This is a genomic window from Micromonospora sp. WMMC264 (assembly GCF_027497275.1).
Classification (GTDB): domain Bacteria; phylum Actinomycetota; class Actinomycetes; order Mycobacteriales; family Micromonosporaceae; genus Micromonospora; species Micromonospora chalcea.
The window spans coordinates 3,505,096-3,519,715 of record NZ_CP114907.1 but is presented as its reverse complement, the minus strand read 5'-3'; the positions used below and the strand labels follow the sequence as shown (position 1 = coordinate 3,519,715).

Annotated in this window: 17 protein-coding genes; 11 read left to right on the top strand and 6 right to left on the bottom strand. The window is 73.4% G+C overall.

What is annotated here, in order from left to right; all coding sequences use genetic code 11:
- Positions 1-44 precede the first annotated feature (44 nt).
- From O7542_RS14995 to O7542_RS14970, 6 genes are all read left to right on the top strand, one after another.
- Positions 45-866, top strand: coding sequence for a DUF1206 domain-containing protein (locus tag O7542_RS14995; RefSeq protein WP_281604756.1), 822 nt, complete (start codon positions 45-47; stop codon positions 864-866).
- Between the two features lie 78 nt (positions 867-944).
- The gene (locus O7542_RS14990; protein ID WP_043325015.1) at positions 945-2,141 is read left to right on the top strand and encodes a mechanosensitive ion channel family protein; all 1,197 of its coding nucleotides are present in this window, start codon (positions 945-947) and stop codon (positions 2,139-2,141) included.
- A 242-nt stretch (positions 2,142-2,383) separates the two neighbouring features.
- The gene (locus O7542_RS14985) at positions 2,384-2,818 is read left to right on the top strand and encodes a phage holin family protein (protein WP_043325014.1); all 435 of its coding nucleotides are present in this window, start codon (positions 2,384-2,386) and stop codon (positions 2,816-2,818) included.
- Positions 2,815-3,156, top strand: coding sequence for a DUF3618 domain-containing protein (locus O7542_RS14980; protein WP_043325013.1), 342 nt, complete (start codon positions 2,815-2,817; stop codon positions 3,154-3,156). Before O7542_RS14985 ends, O7542_RS14980 begins: the two co-directional genes overlap by 4 nt.
- The gene (locus O7542_RS14975) at positions 3,153-3,425 is read left to right on the top strand and encodes a DUF4235 domain-containing protein (protein ID WP_043325012.1); all 273 of its coding nucleotides are present in this window, start codon (positions 3,153-3,155) and stop codon (positions 3,423-3,425) included. The genes O7542_RS14980 and O7542_RS14975 overlap by 4 nt, the downstream gene beginning before the upstream one ends.
- A gap of 287 nt (positions 3,426-3,712) precedes the next feature.
- Positions 3,713-3,916, top strand: coding sequence for a cold-shock protein (locus tag O7542_RS14970; protein WP_007075740.1), 204 nt, complete (start codon positions 3,713-3,715; stop codon positions 3,914-3,916).
- A gap of 81 nt (positions 3,917-3,997) precedes the next feature.
- Here the strand turns inward: O7542_RS14970 and O7542_RS14965 are convergent, their stop codons facing one another.
- Positions 3,998-4,186 carry a hypothetical protein gene (locus tag O7542_RS14965; RefSeq protein ID WP_043325011.1) on the bottom strand — a complete coding sequence of 63 codons (189 nt, stop codon included), beginning with the start codon at positions 4,184-4,186 and terminating at the stop codon, positions 3,998-4,000.
- 82 nt (positions 4,187-4,268) lie between these two features.
- A complete protein-coding gene (locus O7542_RS14960; protein WP_043325010.1) occupies positions 4,269-5,252 on the bottom strand; it encodes an aldo/keto reductase in 984 nt (327 codons plus the stop codon).
- Positions 5,253-5,336: 84 nt separating this feature from the next.
- On the opposite strand from O7542_RS14960, the gene O7542_RS14955 reads away from it, so the two are divergent.
- Both O7542_RS14955 and O7542_RS14950 read left to right on the top strand, forming a co-directional pair.
- Positions 5,337-6,128: a trans-aconitate 2-methyltransferase gene (locus O7542_RS14955; RefSeq protein ID WP_209961139.1), complete on the top strand. Its 792-nt coding sequence runs from the start codon at positions 5,337-5,339 to the stop codon at positions 6,126-6,128.
- A complete protein-coding gene (locus O7542_RS14950; protein WP_064448740.1) occupies positions 6,125-7,150 on the top strand; it encodes an adenosine deaminase in 1,026 nt (341 codons plus the stop codon). The genes O7542_RS14955 and O7542_RS14950 overlap by 4 nt, the downstream gene beginning before the upstream one ends.
- Here the strand turns inward: O7542_RS14950 and O7542_RS14945 are convergent.
- The 3 genes from O7542_RS14945 to O7542_RS14935 form a co-directional block, all read right to left on the bottom strand.
- On the bottom strand, positions 7,107-7,382 hold the full coding sequence (locus tag O7542_RS14945; RefSeq protein ID WP_113973165.1) for a hypothetical protein: 276 nt from the start codon (positions 7,380-7,382) through the stop codon (positions 7,107-7,109). The genes O7542_RS14950 and O7542_RS14945 overlap by 44 nt on opposite strands.
- 225 nt (positions 7,383-7,607) lie before the next feature.
- A complete protein-coding gene (locus tag O7542_RS14940; RefSeq protein ID WP_176722905.1) occupies positions 7,608-8,996 on the bottom strand; it encodes a HAMP domain-containing sensor histidine kinase in 1,389 nt (462 codons plus the stop codon).
- Between the two features lie 29 nt (positions 8,997-9,025).
- Entirely contained in the window at positions 9,026-9,715 is a 690-nt protein-coding gene (locus tag O7542_RS14935; RefSeq protein ID WP_064448739.1) for a response regulator transcription factor, read from the bottom strand.
- A gap of 73 nt (positions 9,716-9,788) precedes the next feature.
- Between O7542_RS14935 and O7542_RS14930 the strand changes: the two genes are divergently transcribed.
- Entirely contained in the window at positions 9,789-10,718 is a 930-nt protein-coding gene (locus O7542_RS14930) for an ADP-ribosylglycohydrolase family protein (RefSeq protein ID WP_274478034.1), read from the top strand.
- Positions 10,719-10,858: 140 nt separating this feature from the next.
- Here O7542_RS14930 and O7542_RS14925 read toward each other — a convergent pair whose 3' ends face one another.
- Positions 10,859-11,800, bottom strand: coding sequence for a YcnI family protein (locus O7542_RS14925; protein WP_281604755.1), 942 nt, complete (start codon positions 11,798-11,800; stop codon positions 10,859-10,861).
- A 202-nt stretch (positions 11,801-12,002) separates the two neighbouring features.
- Between O7542_RS14925 and thrS the strand changes: the two genes are divergently transcribed.
- A complete protein-coding gene (gene thrS / locus O7542_RS14920) occupies positions 12,003-14,024 on the top strand; it encodes a threonine--tRNA ligase (protein ID WP_043325007.1) in 2,022 nt (673 codons plus the stop codon).
- Positions 14,025-14,079: 55 nt separating this feature from the next.
- Positions 14,080-14,595 (top strand): HIT domain-containing protein, encoded by a 516-nt coding sequence (locus tag O7542_RS14915; RefSeq protein WP_162881603.1) that lies wholly within the window; start codon positions 14,080-14,082, stop codon positions 14,593-14,595.
- Positions 14,596-14,620 lie beyond the last annotated feature (25 nt).

Sequence of the window (14,620 nt, the reverse complement as noted above, 5' to 3'; positions counted from 1 at the left end):
GGCGCGGACGTTTGGAAAATCGCCCGCCGGGAGATTGAGGGCTCATGTCTCTCACCCGGAATGCCGGAGCCACCGCCGCCCAGGCTCGAAACAGCCGGTGGCTCGAACTGTTGACCCGTGGCGGCTTCATCGGATACGGAATCGTGCACCTTCTCCTCGCCTGGCTGGCGCTGCAGATCGCCTTCGGCAAGTCCGGCGAGGAGGGGAACCAGAACGGCGCGCTGCGCACCCTCGGTGAACAGCCGCTCGGGAAGTTCCTCCTGATCGCGATGGCGGTCGGCCTGTTCGCCATGGCGATCTGGCAGGCCTTCGAGGCGATCTCCGGCCACGTCTCCCGGACCGGCAAGGAACGCACGTTCGAACGGATCGCCTCGGCGGTCCGGGTCGTCGTGTTCGTCTGGCTGGGCTGGACCGCGATCAAGGTCTTCCAGGACGCCAGCGCCAACGCCTCGGACCAGCAGCAGCAGTTCTCCGAGAAGCTGATGGCCTCCGACGGCGGCCGGTGGCTGGTCGGGCTGGCCGGACTTGCGCTCGCCGCGCTCGGCGTCGGCATGGTGATCTACGGCCTGAAGAAGAAGTTCGAGCGCAACCTCAAGATCGGCGAGATGAGCCCGAAGACCCGCCAGCTCACCCGCCGTCTCGGCATGGCCGGGTACGCCTCCCGGGGCACCGTGTTCGCCATCGCCGGCGTGCTCGTCGTGGTCGCCGCGGTCAACTACGACCCGGAGAAGGCGCGTGGCCTGGACGCCGCGCTGCGGACGCTGCGCGACCAGTCGTACGGGCCGTGGCTGCTGGCGCTCATGGCGCTGGGCATCGCCGCGTTCGGCGTCTACTGCTTCTTCCAGTCCCGGTACCGCAAGGTCTGATCCTGGTCGATACCCGGGCCGCCGGGCACCATTGGGCCTTTGCGCCCGATTCCGCCCGGTCGGAGGGAGAGAGAGTTCGTGCAGAGTTACGTCGTGACCATCGCCGCCGCGCTCGCCGCGGCGGCGATCGCGTTGGTGCTGGCCCAGGTGGTGCACCGGGTCACCCGCCGGCTGGGCCGCCGCTCGCTGCTGATGACCGAGCTGACCGAGCACGCGCACCGCGCGTTCCAGGTGGCCGCCACAGTGGTCGCGGTGCAGATCGCGGTGCGGTTCACCACCCTGTACGCGGTCGGCAGCCCGTGGCGGCAGTTCGTCCTGCACACGCTCGTGCTGGCGATGATCGCCGCCACCGCCTGGCTGGTGGCCTCGCTGCTGGTGGTGGCGGAGGACACCGCGCTGGCCCGGTTCCGGGTGGACGTGCCGAACAACAGGCACGCCCGCCGGGTGCGTACCCAGGTGGTGCTGCTGCGCCGGCTGACCATCGCGGTGATCGTGATCCTCACCGTCGGCGTCATGCTGATGACGTTCCCGGCCGTACGCGGCGTCGGCGCGGGTGTGCTGACCTCCGCCGGTGTGATCGCCGCGGTCGCCGCGCTCGCCGCGCAGAGCCTGCTCGGCAACGTCTTCGCCGGTCTCCAGCTCGCGTTCAGCGACGCGGTGCGGCTCGACGACGTGGTGGTGGTCGAGGGCGAGTGGGGCCGGATCGAGGAGCTGACGCTCAGCTACGTGGTGGTGCAGGTCTGGGACGACCGCCGCCTGATCCTGCCCACCTCGTACTTCACCAGCCGGCCGTTCCAGAACTGGACCCGGACCGAGGCGGCGGTGCTCGGCACCGCCGAGTTCGACCTGGACTGGGCCATCCCGGTGCAGGCGATGCGGGAGGAGCTGCGCCGCCTGTGCGAGGGCACCGAGCTGTGGGACGGGCGGGTCTGCGTGCTCCAGGTGACCGACGCGACCGGCGGCATGGTCAAGGTCCGCGCGCTGGTCAGCGCCGCCGACGCGGGCAGCCTGTGGGACCTGCGCTGTCTGGTCCGTGAGCACCTGGTGACCTGGGTACGCGACCAGCGCCCGACCGCCCTGCCCCGGCTGCGCGCCGAGGTGGGCGACGCCACCGGCCCGCTGCCCTGGCAGGCGGCGCAGCCGCGCCGCCCGGTCCGCCGCCCGGCCGGCACCGAGGCGCCCGACGACGCGCGGGTCTTCGGCGGCAGCGACGACGGCGAGGCGCGCAGCGAGGTGTTCGTGGGCCGCGAGGACCACGCCGAGGCGCGTCGCTGACCCCGTACCCCCGATCGGGGACCCCGGCTGCCCACGGCGCCGGGGGTTCCCGCGTTCGGGCGGCTTTCCGGCCGGACGGGTTTGGCCGGACGGTTGCGGGGGACGTGGTGCGCACGCCCCGGATCCGGCGCTCACGGCGCCGGGTTCCGGCGGCGCGCGGCCGGGCGGACCGGCCGCGCCGCGCAGGATTGACGGGCGGCGACTCCGGGCATACAGCGCGGTGATGACGAAAGGAGGACAGCATGGCTGACGTCGCGAGTCGCAGCACGTCCCGGACCGGGAACGAGCCGTCCACCGCGGAACTGGTCCAGCGCGCCACCGAGCAGGTCACCCGTCTGGTACGGGACGAGCTGGCGCTGGCCCGGGCGGAACTGACCCAGAAGGGCAAGCACGCCGGGATCGGGATCGGTCTGTTCGGCGGCGGCGGGGTGATGGCGCTCTACGGCGCCGGCGCCCTGGTCGCCACCGTGATCCTGCTGCTGGCGCTGGTCATGCCGGCGTGGCTGGCGGCCCTGATCGTGGCGGTGGCGTTGTTCCTGCTCGCCGGGATCCTGGCGCTCGTGGGCAAGAAGCAGGTCAGCCGTGCCGTCCCGCCGGTGCCCGAGGCGGCCGTCCGTAGCGTGCGGGCGGACGTCGACACGGTCACCGCCGCGGTGAAGGACGGGAGACGGGCATGACCGGCAACGGAACCGGGGACGTGGCGGCGCTCCGGGAGGAGATCCGCCGGACCCGGGTGGAACTCGGTGAGACGATGGAGCTGCTCGCGGCCAGGGCCGACCCGAAGGCGCTGGTGCGGCACTCCGCCGAGGCGGCGAAGGCGCGGATGCGCGAGCAGGCGTCGCTGACCGCGGCCCGGGTGCGCGGGCGGGCGGCGGAGCGGGCCCGGCTGGTCCGGGCGCAGGCGTACGAGAAGGGTGAGGCGGTCGGGCGCAACCCGTTGCCGTGGGCGGCCGTCGCGGCCGGGGCCCTGGTGACGGTGGTGGTGCTGGCGATCGTCCGAGGGAGGCGCAGGTGAGCGGGAAGATCGGCAAGGCGGCGTACAAACCGGTGGGGGTGCTGCTCGGCCTGGCCGCCGGTACCGTCGCCGGCGTGATCTTCCGCCAGGTCTGGAAGTTGACAGCGGGCGACGGCGAGGCGCCGAGCGCCACCGACGAGGACCGCCGCTGGGGCGAGGTGCTCGCCGCCGCAGCGCTGCAGGGCGCCATCTTCTCGGTGGTGCGGGCCGCCGTCGACCGAGGTGGAGCGGTGGGCGTGCGCCGGTTGACCGGTCGCTGGCCGGACTGACGAAAGGCCGGAAAGGCCCCTTTCCCGAGCGCGGGAAAGGGGCCTTTCGCATGGCTCCGGCGGGGCCGCGCAGCGGCGTCGGCGCGACCTTCAGGTCACATGTCGGAGAATTTCGTCCGCTAGGCTGTGCGAAGTTTTTGCGTACGTGGTTTGCTGTCTCACGCTGTTGAGAGACGCGTGGGTTGAGAGAAGTCTCCGGTACTGGGGGCCGCCTCAGGCGCCGCTGCTCGAAAACGGCCAATCGGCCGCACGGCGTGCTCGGCCGCCAGTTTTAGAAGGAGATACACATGGCGCAGGGAACCGTGAAGTGGTTCAACGCTGACAAGGGCTTCGGCTTCATCACCGTCGACGGCGGGGGTGCTGACGTGTTCGTCCACTTCTCGGCCATCCAGACCAGCGGCTACCGCACGCTGGAGGAGAACCAGCGGGTGGAGTTCGAGATCGCCCAGGGTCAGAAGGGTCCGCAGGCCGAGCAGGTCCGCCCCATCTGAGCTGACCGCACCGGCCGCGCCGGCCGGTGCCGGAAGCCCCGCATCCCGTACGGGAGGCGGGGCTTCGCCTTGCCCGGCTCCTCAGCGGCGGGCACGCATGCCCCACCACAGCCCGACGAGTCCGATCAGGATCAGCACCGCGCCCACGTACGCCCAGAGCCGCTCGTCGCTCAGCGCGCTGCCCTCGACATACCCGAGCCCGAGCACCGTCCACAGCGCACCCAGCACCACGGCGAGCAGCCCCACTGTGAGCCGGAACCAGCCCCTCATCGTTCCCCCTCCGACGACGACAGTTCCGCTCCAGCATGCCCGGCGGCGCGGGCGGCCGGCGACGCCGCGCCGGCCGGCCGGCTCACCACCGGTCGTGCACCTGCGGGCGGATCAGCTCGTCGTAGGCGGCCCGCACCGCGGCCAGCTCCACGTCGGTCAGTGCCGGCTGGCCGGCTGCCTCCGCGTTGCGCCGCGCCTGCTCGGGGGAGCGGGCGCCGGGGATCACCACCGTCACGCCCGGCTGGTCGAGGATCCAGCGCAGCGCGAACTGCGCCATCGTGCGGTCGTCGCCGACCAGCGGGGCGAGCCGGCGCACCGCGGCCAGGCCCAGGTCGTAGTCGACGCCGGAGAACGTCTCGCCGACGTCGAACGACTCACCGTGCCGGTTGAACGTGCGGTGGTCGTCCGCCGGGAACGTGGTGTTCTCGTCGTAGCGGCCGGAGAGCAGGCCGCTGGCCAGCGGCACCCGGGCGATGATCCCGACCCCGGCGGCAGCGGCGGCGGGCAGCACCTGCTCCAGCGGCTTGTGCCGGACCGCGTTGAGGATGATCTGCACGCTCGCCACCCCGGGCCGGGCGATGGCGGTGAGCGCCTGGTCGCAGGTCTCCACGCTGACGCCGTACCCGGCCACGCGCTCCTCGGCGACGAGCGTGTCGAGGGCGTCGAAGACCCGGTCGTCGGCGAAGACGGCGGTGGGCGGGCAGTGCAACTGCACCAGGTCGAGCGTGTCGACGCCGAGGTTGGCGCGGGATCTGTCGGTCCAGGCCCGGAAGTTGTCGAGTGTGTACGCCTCCGGCGTCTGCTCCACCCGGCGACCCATCTTGGTGGCCACGGTGAGCCCGTGTCCGGGGCGGGAGCGCAGGAACCGGCCGATCAGCGCCTCGCTGCGGCCGTCGCCGTACACGTCGGCGGTGTCCAGGAAGGTGACGCCCGCGTCGACGGCCGCGGCGAGCACGGCGAGCGCCGCGTCCTCGCTGACCTCGCCCCAGTCCGCGCCGAGCTGCCACGCGCCGAGTCCGATGATGCCGACGTGCCGGCCGAGCCGGTCGAAGCTGCGCTGTTCCACCCGGCCGAGCCTAGTGAGCCGCTTGCCGTGGCGCGCGGCGGGCCGTACGGTCTAACAAGACGTACGTACGGTTTGGAGGCTGTCATGTGGGATCCGCGCACCTACCTGCGCTACGGCGACGAGCGCTCCCGGCCGTTCCACGACCTGCTGGCCCGCGTCGGCGCCGAGTACCCGCGTGCCGTGGTCGACCTCGGCTGCGGCCCCGGCACGCTCACCGCCACGCTCGCCGGCCGCTGGCCCGGCAGCCGCGTCACCGGCCTCGACTCCTCCCCGGAGATGATCGCCCGGGCGAGCGCCGAGAGCGGACCGGTCGGCTACGCCGTCGCCGACGTCCGCGACTGGCGGCCCGAGCCCGACGTCGACGTGCTGGTCGGCAACGCCGTGCTCCAGTGGGTGCCGGAGCACCGCGACCTGCTCCGCCGCTGGGCGCACGCACTGCCGGCCGGCGCCTGGATGGCGTTCCAGGTGCCGGGCAACTTCGACGCGCCGTCGCACCGGCTGCTGCGCTCCGTCGCCGCGCGGGAACCGTGGCGCGACGCGCTCGCCGGCAAGCTGCGCGAGGCGCCGGTCGACGAACCCGTCGGCTACGCCACGCTGCTGACCGGCGCGGGCTGCGCGGTCGACGCCTGGGAGACTACGTACGTGCATCTGCTGCCCGCCACCGGCGCCGACCACCCGGTGCTGGCCTGGATGGAGGGCACGGCGCTGCGCCCGGTCCGCGCCGCGCTGGACGCCGCCGGCTGGGCCGCCTTCCGCGCCGAGCTGGGGGTACGGCTCGCGCAGGCGTACCCGGTGCGGCAGGGTCAGGTGTACTTCCCGTTCCGCCGGATCTTCATGGTGGCCCGCACCGGCGCCCGCGCAGAGGAGAACTCGTGACCGACCTGCCCACCTTCATCGCCGGACTACCAAAGGTGGAGCTGCACGTGCACCACGTCGGCTCCGCCTCGCCCCGGATCGTCGCCGAGCTGGCCGCCCGGCACGAGGGGCGCAGCCCGGTGCCGGCCGACCCGGAGGCGCTCGCCGACTACTTCGCGTTCCGCGACTTCGCCCACTTCATCGAGGTCTACCTCAGCGTGGTGGACCTGATCCGCGACGCCGACGACGTCTGGCTGCTCACCCACGAGGTCGCCCGGGAACTGGCCCGCCAGCAGGTCCGGTACGCCGAGCTGACCGTCACGCCGTACTCGCACGTGAACCGGGGCATCCCGGCGCCGGCGTTCTGCGAGGCCATCGAGGACGCCCGCAAACGCGCCGAGGCCGACTTCGGCATCGCGCTGCGCTGGTGCTTCGACATCCCCGGCGAGGCCGGCCTGCCCGCCGCCGAGCAGACGCTGCGGATCGCGCTCGACGAACGACCCGACGGGCTGATCAGCTTCGGCCTCGGCGGCCCCGAGATCGGCGTGCCCCGGCCGCAGTTCAAGCCGTACTTCGACCAGGCACGGGCGGCCGGGCTGCGCTCGGTGCCGCACGCCGGCGAGACCACCGGCCCGGAGACGATCTGGGACGCGCTGCGCGAACTGGGCGCCGAGCGGATCGGCCACGGCATCTCCGCCGTGCAGGACCCGGCGCTGCTGACCTACCTGGCCGAGCGGCGGATCCCGCTGGAGATCTCCCCGACCTCCAACGTGCGGACCCGGGCCGTGCCGAGCATCGACGCGCACCCGCTGCCCCGGATCGTCGAGGCCGGCGTGCCGGTCAGCATCAACTCCGACGACCCGCCGATGTTCGGCACCACGCTCAACGACGAGTACGCGGTGGCCGCCCGGCTGCTGCGACTCGGTCCGGACGGCGTCGCCGCGCTGGCCCGCGACGCGGTCGCCGCTGCGTTCCTGCCCCCGGCCGAGCAGGCCCGGATCAGCGCCGAGATCGACGCGTACCGGGTGAGCGCGGCACGCTGAGCGGCCGTACCGGCGTCGGCCGCCGCGAACCCCGGGGCGGCCGGCGCCGCGCGGTCAGCATCACCCCGGCCAGGGCCAGCGCGGACAGCGCGGCGGCCGGACCTGACGCGACAGCCGCCGGCCGGACCGGGCCGTGGGCGAGCACCGGGTCCTGCCAGAAGGCGAGCGTGAGGGCGATGCCCAGGCCGATCACGGCGGCCCAGCGGAGCAGACGGCCGACGGTCGGCGTCATGACGGTCACCTCGCCCGGAACGACGGGAGAGCGCGCGACGGGAGCGAGGTGTGGGGGGACCGAACTCCCGCCGCGCGCACCGATCCGTCGGCCGAAAGGTGTTACGGGGCGTCCCGGCCGACGGAACTGATGGGTTCTGTCGGTAATCCTGGCAGTTCACGGCGGTTTCCCGGCCGTCGTTAAACCACCTTTAAGGAGAACTTGCGCCGGCCCACAGTCAAGGCGTCAGCGCGGACGCGGCCAGCGCCGCCCGGCACGCGGCTCGCGGGCGTCCCGGGCCATCCGTCCGACCAGCCCGAACCGGTTCACCGGCCGGGGCGCCGCGTCCGGGTCGGCCAGCAACATGACCACGCTGGCCCCGCCCAGCCGGGCCCGGTCGATGCTCACCGAACCGTTGGCCTGCAACGCGACCCGCTTGGCGATGTCCAGCCCGAGCCCGGTGGAGCCCTGGTCGCTCTCGCCCCGGCGCAGCGCCCGGTCCGGGTTCGGGATGCCCGGCCCGGCGTCGTCGATCCGGATCGCCACCCAGCCGTCCCGGCGGCTCACCGCCACCTCGAACGCGGTGCCCTGCGGCGTGTACCGGAACACGTTGCCGATCACCGCGTCCAGCGCGGCGGCCAGCTCGGCGCGCGGCACCGGCGCCGGGATGCGCAACTGCGCACCGACCACCCGGTGCGGGCGGTTCTGGTCCCCGGCCAGCGCCGACCAGAACACCATCCGGTCCCGCACCACCTCGCTGACGTCGCACGACGCCGGCGCCGACTCCTGGCTCACTGCCTTGCGGGTCGTCTTGATCAGCTGGTCGACCTCGCCCTCCAGCGTGACGATCGCCTGCCGGATACGCCGGATGCCACGCCGCCGGTCCAGCTCCGCCTCACTGAACGTGCCGATGCTCGTGTCGTCGGACTCCAGCGCCTCGGCGTCCAGCCGCAGCGCGGTCAACGGCGTCCGCAGCCGGTGCGACAGGTCGGCGACCAGCTCGTGCTCGTCGGCACGCAACGCCACCAGCCGTTCCGTCATCCGGTTGAACGCGTGCCCGGCCTCGGCCAGCTCGCGCGGTCCGGTCGGCTCGACCCGTACCCCCAGCTCGCCGTCACCCACCGCGAGCGCCGCCTTGACCAGGTCGCCGGTGGCGTCCACGGCCCGGGCCGCCACCCGGTCGACCACCACCACCGCCGCGCCGACCAGCGCCAGCGCAATCCCGAGCAGCAACAGCCAGCGGCCCCCGCCCTCGTCGAGCGCCTCGTCGGGTACGAAGACCTCCACCACGGCGACCCGCTCGCCGAGCACCACCGGGTCCAGCCGCAGCACCCCGCCGTCCACCTCGGTCACCACCGAACGCCGCTGCGCGGCGGCGTCGGCGAGAGCTGCCGCGTCGGCCCGGCCGGCGGACTCGTCCGCCCCGATGCCGTGCACCACCGGGCGCAGCGCCGGGTCGTCGCCGGCCGCGGCGGCCACCGCCCGCTCGACAGCAGCGGTGTCGGTGCTCACCGCCAGGGCGCCGGTCACCAGCGCGGCGCGACGCGCGGCGTCGGCCAGTTCCGCCTCCCGGGCCCGGTCGGCGAGGGTGAGCCCGAGCGGGACGAGGAAGGCGAGCGCGATCAGGCCGCACATGCCGGCGGTGAGCCCGGCCAGCGTCAGCCTCAGTCCGGCGCCACCAGCCGGAAGCCGACCCCCCGCACGGTGCGCAGGTAGCGCGGCTTCGCCGCGGACTCGCCCATTTTGCGGCGGAGCCAGTACAGGTGCACGTCGATGGTCTGGTCCTCGCCGACCGATGGCTGCCGCCATACCTCCTCCAAGAGTTCCCGCCGGGACACTACCCGGCCGGGACGCGCGGCGAGATACGCCAGCAGGTCGAATTCCTTACGGGTCAGCGCCAGCGGTTCCCCGTCCAGCACCGCGCTGCGCTCACCCACGTCGACCCGCAGGCCGCCGACCGTGTGCACGGCCGGCGCGACGGTACGGCTGGCCCGCCCGGCCCGCCGCAGCACAGTGGTGATCCGGGCGTCCAGGTGTGCGCCGGTGAACGGCTTGACCATGTAGTCGTCCGCCCCGGCGCGCAGCAGACGCACCACCGACTGCTCGTCGTCGCGGGCGGTGGCGATGATGATCGGCACGTCGGTGATGCCACGCAGCATGCGCAGCGCGTCCGAGCCGTCCAGGTCGGGCAGACCGAGATCGAGCACCACCAAATCCGGTGTCTCGGCGGCGACCCGGCGCAGCGCGTCGAGCGCGGTGCCGACGGCGTGCACCGCGTGCCCCCGGTCGGTGAGCGACCGCAGCATGGCGCCGCGCACGACGTGGTCGTCTTCGACCAGCAGGACGGTTGCCACGTCAGCACCGTACTCGTCGTGGCAAGCCGGTCGCGTTGCGGCGGTCCGGCGAAGCGGGCAAGCTGGGACGGCGATGACGTTCACGCTCTTCCCCGACACCCGCCTCACGCTCGCCCGCGACGCGCTGGCCGGCCTGTCGGTGGGCGACGCCCTCGGCTCCCAGTTCTTCGTTCCCGGCCGGCGCCCGGACGACCTCGCCGCCGGCCGGCTGCCCGCCCCGCCGTGGGAGTGGACCGACGACACCGAGATGGCCTGCTCGGTGGTGGCCGAACTGGCTGCCGGGGCACGGATCGACAGGGACCGGCTGGCGTTGGCGTTCGCGCAGCGCTGCGAGCCCTACCGGGGGTACGGGCCAGGCGCGGTGAGGGTGCTGCGGCTGATCCGTACCGGCACGCCGTGGCCGGTGGCCGCCGCGTCCGCGTTCGACGGGCAGGGCTCCTGCGGCAACGGCGCGGCCATGCGGGTCGCGCCGCTCGGCGCCTGGCACGCCGACTCCACCCGGCGCGCCGCCGAGCAGGCCCGGGCGTCGGCCGAGGTGACCCACGCCCACCCGGAGGGCGTCGCCGGCGCGGTGGCGGTCGCTGTCGCCGCCTCGCTCGCCGCCCGCGCCCGCCTCGACGGCGGCCGGCCCGAGCCGGCCCGGCTGCTCAGCGCCGTCGCCGGGGCGCTCGACCCGGCCGGGGAGGTGCACCAGGGGGTACGCCGGGCCGCCACGCTGCTCGGTCGTCCCGCCGTCGAGGCGGCCGACGCGCTCGGCAACGGATCCCGGGTCACCGCGCAGGACACCGTGCCGTTCACGCTCTGGGTGGCGGCCACGCTGCTGCACGACTATCCCGCCGCGATCCGCGTCTGCGTGGAGGCGGGCGGCGACGTGGACACCACAGCCGCGATCGTGGGCGGGATCGTTGCCGCGTACACCGGGGTCGGCGGGCCCGGCGGCGTGCCGCAGGACTGGCTGACCGCGCGCGAGCCCCTTCCCGGCTGGGTCACCACCCCCGCCTGACCCCTCCCACCCGCACCCGCGCTCGCGGTCCGCCGCCGTAGGAGTCCGAGATCTTGGTACGGGACGGCCCTCCTGGGGGCCGTTCCGTACCAAGATCTACTGTGGTCTCGCGGTGCTCCCGCTTTCTGGGCGGGCGGCGGTCAGGGGCGCGAGGAGGCGGTGCCGGCGGTGACGGCTTCGGAGGTCGCGCTCTCGAGGGCCGCGTTGCCGACGCGGGGCACGCTGTCTTGGGTCGCGGTGGCGTCGGGAGGTGTGCGGCTGTCGGGGGCCGCGGTGGTGTCGTCGAGCGGCAGGGTCATGGCGTCGCGCCGGCGGCGGCTGAGCAGCCAGCCGATCGCCGCGCCGCCGGCCAGTCCGGCGAGCAGGCCGCCGCCGAGCAGCAGGTCCGCGCTCGGCCCGTCGTCGACCGTGCCGGCCGTCGGCGCGCCGTTCGGGGCACCGTTCTGAGCACCGCCCTGCACCCCGCCCTGGGCTCCGCCCGCCGCGCCGTGACCGCCGTGCGCGCCGCCGTTCGTGCCGGGGTCGCCGTTGTGCGTCATGGTGCCCGGCAGCGGCGGCAGCAGGTCGACGGTCGGCGCCGGGTGCTTGCCGCCCGCCGGGTCGGCCCACTGCACGACGGTGCCGTCGGCGTACGTCTGGGTCACTGTGAACGTGAGCCGGTCGGTGGCGGGCATCGGACCCATGCCGAGCGGCAGCCGGGCCGCTCCGGCGCCGGTGCCGGGCACCCGCAGCCAGGTCACCGAATGGGTCACCTGGTTCAGTTCGGCCGCGTGCATGCCGGGGACCGGCTGGTCCAGGGTGCGGGTGGTGATGGTCGGCGCCCAGTCCGGCACCGACAGCGGGTACACCTCGCCGATCGGGGCGTCCGGGGGCATGGTCAGTTCGATCTTCGTGGTGCGGGTGCCGGGGCGGTCCGCCGGCACCACCACAGACAGCTGGATCGCGTCGCCCTGGCGTACCTCGGCGGGAGAGGTCGTGACCGTGACCTCGGCCGCGCTCGCCGCGCCCGGCCAGCTCACCGCTCCGGCGAGCGCGGCGGCCAGCAGCGCCGCCGCCCACCGGCCCTGACGAATCATCCTCATCGTGGCCCCCATCCATCTCGACCGGGGCCGGTCCGGCTCCGGCCCCACCTGGTAGTTCGGGCGGCGGGGCGAAAAGGTTCAACGCGGGCCGAACTCGTTGCCGGCGGGCAGCGGCGTCGGCGACGGCACGCCTCGGGGCGACCGATAGCATCGCAGGGGCCGGTCACCGGCCGATCCGTACCGTCGACGACTAGGAGTCACCGTGTCCGCACCCCGTACCCCCGTCGTGGCCGACCCCGTCGTCGTCGCCGCCGGGACCACGGCGGCCGACGCGGTGGCCGCGGCCGGCCTGCCGATGAGCGGGCCGAAGGCGATCGTGGTGGTCCGCGATCCGCAGGGCCAGCTGCGCGACCTGGACTGGCGTCCGGCCGAGGAGGTCGCGGTCGAGCCGGTCGCGCTGGACAGCCCGGACGGGCTGAACGTGCTGCGCCACTCCACCGCGCACGTGCTGGCCCAGGCGGTGCAGGACGTCTTCCCGGAGGCGAAGCTCGGCATCGGCCCGCCGATCGAGAATGGCTTCTACTACGACTTCGGCGTCGACAAGCCGTTCCAGCCGGACGACCTGGCCAAGCTCGAGAAGCGCATGCAGGAGATCGTCAAGTCCGGCCAGCGGTTCCGCCGCCGCCGGTTCGCCGACCTGGACGAGGCGCGGTCCGAGCTGGCCGCCGAGCCGTTCAAGCTGGAGCTGATCGAGGTCAAGGGGGAGGGGCTGGACTCCTCCGAGGTGATGGAGGTGGGCGGCGGCGAGCTGACCATCTACGACAACCTCGCCGCGAACGAGGACAAGGTCTGCTGGTCGGACCTGTGCCGCGGCCCGCACCTGCCGAACACCCGGCTGATCGGCGCGTTCAAGCTGATGCGCTCGGCCGCCGCGTACTGGCGCGGGTCGGAGAAGAACCCGCAGCTGCAGCGCGTGTACGGCACCGCGTGGCCGACCCGCGACGAGCTCAAGGCGTACCTGAAGCTCCTGGAGGAGGCCGCCCGCCGCGACCACCGCAAGCTCGGCGCGGACCTCGACCTGTTCAGCTTCCCCGACGAGATCGGCTCCGGTCTGCCGGTCTTCCACCCCAAGGGTGGCGTGCTCAAGCGGGTGATGGAGGACTACGTCCGGGCGCGGCACGTCGAGGAGGGCTTCGACTACGTCGGTACGCCGCACATCTCCAAGGAAGGTCTCTTCCACACGTCGGGACACCTGCCCTACTACAAGGACACGATGTTCCCGCCGATGGAGATGGAGGGCAGCGACTACTACCTCAAGGCCATGAACTGCCCGATGCACAACCTGATCTACCGGTCGCGCGGGCGGTCCTACCGGCAGCTGCCGCTGCGGCTGTTCGAGTTCGGCACGGTCTACCGGTACGAGAAGTCGGGCGTCATCCACGGCCTGACCCGGGTGCGCGGATTCACCCAGGACGACTCGCACTCCTACTGCACGAAGGAGCAGGCGCCGGCCGAGATCAAGCACCTGCTCGGCTTCGTGCTCAGCCTGCTGCGCGACTTCGGCATCGACGACTTCTACCTGGAGCTGTCGACCCGCGACGACTCGAAGCCGGACAAGTTCGTCGGGTCCGACGAGGACTGGGCGACCGCCACCGCCGTGCTGGAGCAGTGCGCGCTGGAGACCGGGCTGGAGCTGGTGCCGGACCCGGGCGGCGCGGCGTTCTACGGCCCGAAGATCTCCGTGCAGGCCAAGGACGCCATCGGCCGGACCTGGCAGATGTCGACGATTCAGTACGACTTCAACCAGCCGAAGGGCTTCGGGCTGGAGTACCAGGCGGCCGACGGCACCCGGCAGCAGCCGGTGATGATCCACTGCGCCAAGTTCGGGTCGATCGAGCGGTTCATCGGCGTGCTCACCGAGCACTACGCGGGCGCGTTCCCGGCCTGGCTGGCGCCGGTGCAGGTGGTCGGCATCCCGATCCGCGAGGAGCACGGCGACTACCTGGTCGACTTCGCCGCGACGCTGCGCCGGCACGGCGTCCGGGCCGAGGTGGACCTGGGCGACGACCGGATGCAGAAGAAGATCCGCAACGCGCAGCAGCAGAAGATCCCGTTCATGGTGATCGCCGGGGACGACGACGTGGCCGCCGGCACCGTCTCGTTCCGCTACCGGGACGGCTCGCAGCGCAACGGCGTGCCGATCGACGAGGCGGTCGCGCACGTGCGCGAGGTGGTGGAGTCGCGCACCAACGCCGGTCCTGCCGCCGAGCGGGCCGGATCGTAGGATCGCCGGTGTGACAGGGGCGGAGCGGGACACCGGGTACGGCGGCGACAACGGTCTGGCGGACGGGCTGGACCGGCTCTGGACGCCGCACCGGATGACCTACATCTCCGGCGAGGACCGGCCCGAGGGCGGGTACGAGAAGCCGGCCGGCTGCCCGTTCTGCCTCGCGCCCGGGCTGCCGGCCGAGGAGTCCCTGGTGGTGGCCCGGGGCGAGCACGTCTTCGCGGTGCTCAACCTCTACCCCTACAACCCCGGGCACCTGCTGGTCTGCCCCTACCGGCACGTGGCCGACTACACGGAGCTGGACGAGCCGGAGACGGTCGAGCTGGCCGCGTTCACCAAGGCCGCCATGCGGGTGGTCCGGCACGTCTCCAGCGCGCACGGCTTCAACCTGGGCATGAACCAGGGTGGCGTGGCGGGCGCGGGCATCGCCGCGCACCTGCACCAGCACGTGGTGCCGCGCTGGGGCGGCGACGCCAACTTCATGCCGGTGATCGGCCGGACGAAGGTGCTGCCGCAACTGCTCGCCGACACCCGGGAGCTGCTCGCCAAGGCGTGGGCGGCGGCCTGACGCCGGCCCGTTCCGACAGTACGAT

Bases quoted from the DNA above. Each gene is read 5' to 3' on its own strand.
- O7542_RS14995 (WP_281604756.1), top strand. From the start codon at position 45: ATGTCTCTCACCCGGAATGCCGGAGCCACCGCCGCCCAGGCTCGAAAC.
- O7542_RS14985 (WP_043325014.1), top strand. From the start codon at position 2,384: ATGGCTGACGTCGCGAGTCGCAGCACGTCCCGGACCGGGAACGAGCCG.
- O7542_RS14980 (WP_043325013.1), top strand. From the start codon at position 2,815: ATGACCGGCAACGGAACCGGGGACGTGGCGGCGCTCCGGGAGGAGATC.
- O7542_RS14970 (WP_007075740.1), top strand. From the start codon at position 3,713: ATGGCGCAGGGAACCGTGAAGTGGTTCAACGCTGACAAGGGCTTCGGC.
- O7542_RS14965 (WP_043325011.1), bottom strand. From the start codon at position 4,186: ATGAGGGGCTGGTTCCGGCTCACAGTGGGGCTGCTCGCCGTGGTGCTG.
- O7542_RS14955 (WP_209961139.1), top strand. From the start codon at position 5,337: ATGTGGGATCCGCGCACCTACCTGCGCTACGGCGACGAGCGCTCCCGG.
- O7542_RS14945 (WP_113973165.1), bottom strand. From the start codon at position 7,382: ATGACGCCGACCGTCGGCCGTCTGCTCCGCTGGGCCGCCGTGATCGGC.
- O7542_RS14940 (WP_176722905.1), bottom strand. From the start codon at position 8,996: ATGTGCGGCCTGATCGCGCTCGCCTTCCTCGTCCCGCTCGGGCTCACC.
- O7542_RS14930 (WP_274478034.1), top strand. From the start codon at position 9,789: ATGACGTTCACGCTCTTCCCCGACACCCGCCTCACGCTCGCCCGCGAC.
- O7542_RS14925 (WP_281604755.1), bottom strand. From the start codon at position 11,800: ATGAGGATGATTCGTCAGGGCCGGTGGGCGGCGGCGCTGCTGGCCGCC.